At 35.6% G+C, this 3,232-nt stretch carries 3 protein-coding genes; all 3 read right to left on the reverse strand.

The features are described 5' to 3' along the window. Positions 1–216: 216 nt before the first annotated feature. The 3 genes from Sarmat_RS06330 to Sarmat_RS07200 all read right to left on the reverse strand — a co-directional run bounded on the left by Sarmat_RS06330 (position 217) and on the right by Sarmat_RS07200 (position 3,006). Positions 217–1,281 (reverse strand): cation diffusion facilitator family transporter, encoded by a 1,065-nt coding sequence (locus Sarmat_RS06330; protein ID WP_341826621.1) that lies wholly within the window; start codon positions 1,279–1,281, stop codon positions 217–219. Positions 1,282–1,626: 345 nt separating this feature from the next. Further along, on the reverse strand, positions 1,627–2,463 hold the full coding sequence (locus Sarmat_RS06335) for a M15 family metallopeptidase (RefSeq protein ID WP_202149921.1): 837 nt from the start codon (positions 2,461–2,463) through the stop codon (positions 1,627–1,629). Positions 2,464–2,592: 129 nt separating this feature from the next. Next, a complete protein-coding gene (locus Sarmat_RS07200) occupies positions 2,593–3,006 on the reverse strand; it encodes a transposase (protein WP_202149922.1) in 414 nt (137 codons plus the stop codon). Positions 3,007–3,232 lie beyond the last annotated feature (226 nt).

The following is a 3,232-nucleotide window of genomic DNA, read 5'->3' on the forward strand; positions in this document are numbered from 1 at the left end:
TACGTTCTGGATCTTAAAAAGTGATAAAATTATCATCCCCAATAATTCGACTCTTGATTTATTCCATCGAAAATGTTTTGATAACATTTGGCGTAAAGTGGTATTGTAGAACATAAACATCCTTAATTAGCGTTAAAAATGTATATGTTTAACTGCTTTTCTACCTTTACGCTACTACTTTTTTACCTAACTGTCCGGTACTAAGCGGTATTAACACTAACTACGCTCCCAACTTTCGTAATAACCTTGTTCTTGCTCATCTATACCTGCTGGGTCTTGGTGCACTATTATTTCCGCCCCAGGAAAGGCTGATTGTATATTACAAGTAATTTGTTCCGCAATAACGTGCGCCTGAGTTAAAGAAAGCTCGCCATCCATTTCTATGTGACACTGTATAAAGGGTTTTTGGCCAGCATATCTTGTTTTGAGTTCGTGCACTCCAAGGGCTTGTGGATGCTGTTTGATCATGTCTACCACCTTATCCCTTTCTTCCGACGAGAATTCTTCGTCTAATAAATTCTTTAATGCTAATTTCGCTAGCTTGAACGCTCCAATGATGATATATACAGATATCAATATTGCGCACGCGGCATCTAAAAACCACGCAAATTGACTAAAGGATACTGAAAATATCACTCCAATATCGGTAGCTCCATCTGCTAGATAATGGAATCTCTCTGTTTTAACTATGTTGGAATTAGTGCGATTTATTACATAACTTTGATAAATTACAAGACAGAGTGTGATTGCGGTACAAAACAACATTTGATAGGCACTGTCTTGATTATACTGCTCTAGTCTTTGATTCAAAAACAATGATTTACAAGCCTGAAACAGGCTAGCAGCACCTGATAAAAAAAAGAAAATAGCTTGCGAAAACACTACCAAGTCTTGAAACTTATTATGGCCGAACCGATGGTTATCGTCGGCAGGACGCATGGAGAGGCGAATAGCAATTAAGTTAATAGTAGAGGATGAGATATCTAAAATAGAATCTGTAAAGGATGCCAATAACGCCGAGGAACTAAGCTTTAGCCATAAATGAAATTTGATTGCTGAAACACTTACAGCCACAACTACTGAAAGATAGGTAACAGAACGAATAAGTTTAGAACTAATTTCTTGATTATAGTATTCATGTTGGCGGTGATTATGATGATGGTGGTGATGGCGATGATATTGGCTACGATTACATTTAGAGAGATCAGAATCTTTTGCGCGTTTGGGCATTTTATAAATAAAATAAATCGAATCAGTAATGGTTTTAACGATTGCAAACACATTAACGATATTAAAGTTGTATCCTAACTTTAATCGTCAGTATTGTCTATGCAACTTCTTCTTGCAACTCTGCTTTGAGCGATAATTGCCATGTCGCTTCTGGACTCAAAATCTTAAACACCTTATGAATCTCATTTTTTGCGTTTCATAACTCATGCCTACTATCTCTTGTAATTAAACGAGTTTTAAGAGATATGTCTAAAAGATGTCTAATACTAATTAATAACATACAATGCAGCAATTTTTCAATAGATTTTTATGCAAATAAGAGCTTGTTTTCAAATATAAACTAAGGTCAAGCCTTTTGCTCCGCAAAGCTACCTATCTACACTGCTTGCAGTGGGTCTATTGAAAACTACGCAAATAACTCGCTTTATTAATCAATAATATCGGGTCATTCTGCTCTACCGCCAAACCATACATCGCTTTCTTCGCCTTCACATAGGCCCAGGCCTTATCACCATAGCTATAGTGCCACCACTCAAATCCATAATTTACCAAATCAGATTTTACTGCGGCATTCAATAATATTAGCCTATTCTCTCTTTGTTCTTTAGTTGTATTTTCGGAAAAAGTTTCTTGCGCTGGGTTATGACCATATATCGTATCAAACATACCCATGTTTAGCATAGTCTTTACGTCTTTATTGATTTTAAAAAGAGTGATATCAATAGCAGCGCCAGTAGCATGAGTAGGGATATTGTCTATAAAAGGCGAAACATGTTTCGTAGTTTCGCGGTATGCGAGTTCAGGATCGGGTATTTTGGATAATATCTCTTTAAACTTTTTATCAAAATATTCCTTTTGCTTCCATAATGGCCTTAACCCTTCGAAATAAGCAATACCTACATTCCGCGGAAGAAATTCTAGCATTTTTACTAATCTTTTATATAGTCCAAGCCTAACCTTGGAAAATCCTTTGTAAGTATTTTGATATCCTGAGTCAATAGTAGATAATGGCTGAATTCTAGGATTATTAATTTCTAGCAAATCAACAACTTCTTCATCTAGTGGATCTATAGCAATAGCACTCACCGCCTCGTCAGCAATAGGTAGGTACAACACATTTTGAGTAATAGTCTCATCAACCTGCCAACCACTCCATGGCTTTGGCGCTTCATGCGCGAGTACTGAGGTAAGAAAAAGAAAATTATTCATAAAAGCAATAAAATATCTGATCATATACTCATTTTTTGCGATCTAGTTTTATAATATTTTCAAGAGGAAGTCTAATACAAAAAGTAATAAAGCACAATAGACCTCTTGTATAACGAGCCTGTTGCAAACTGAGAATATTAAATTTTTATGGAACTATAGTAATTTAGATTGAATTAGGTATTTTAAAGAAATAGCCTCATATAATTGATCAAATTCAGTAATTTGATTTTTAATCCAACATTTCATATTAGCCCAAAATTTCCCTATTGGATTCAGATCTGGTGAATATGGAGGTAAAAAAATGATCCTGCAATTTACTGATTCAATCAATTCTTTTGTCTTCTTAGATTTATAAAAAGAGGCGTTGTCCATCATTACAACTTTGCCAGACTTTAATTCCTTAATTAAAACATTCTCCACCCAGCTTTCATTAGACCTCTTGCATAACCTAAAAATGAAGGAGGAATTTTTAGGAAAAATGATGTTGAGCACCGCAGCATACTCTAGTATATGAGAAGCGCAAAGGAGTTTTGACAACAAAATTACCCCACGGAATAGATTATGCAAGAGGTCTATTATGTCGCGGATCTATGGTATGAGGCTTCCACTCACCGCCATAAATATCATATAGACTTTTTTCTCCTCTTGATCTAGGTTTAGCCTTACTTGGCAGCCCCTCGATTAACTTGCCATTAATCTATTAGCCTTCGTATATAAATAAGTTATTCAGCTCAAACTTACTGCGCATAACTAGCTCTAGTCTTCCTCGAATATGCTCATATCATACTCCCCA

The sequence above is a fragment of the Candidatus Sarmatiella mevalonica genome (assembly GCF_016751895.1).
GTDB lineage: Bacteria > Pseudomonadota > Alphaproteobacteria > Rickettsiales > Rickettsiaceae > Sarmatiella > Sarmatiella mevalonica.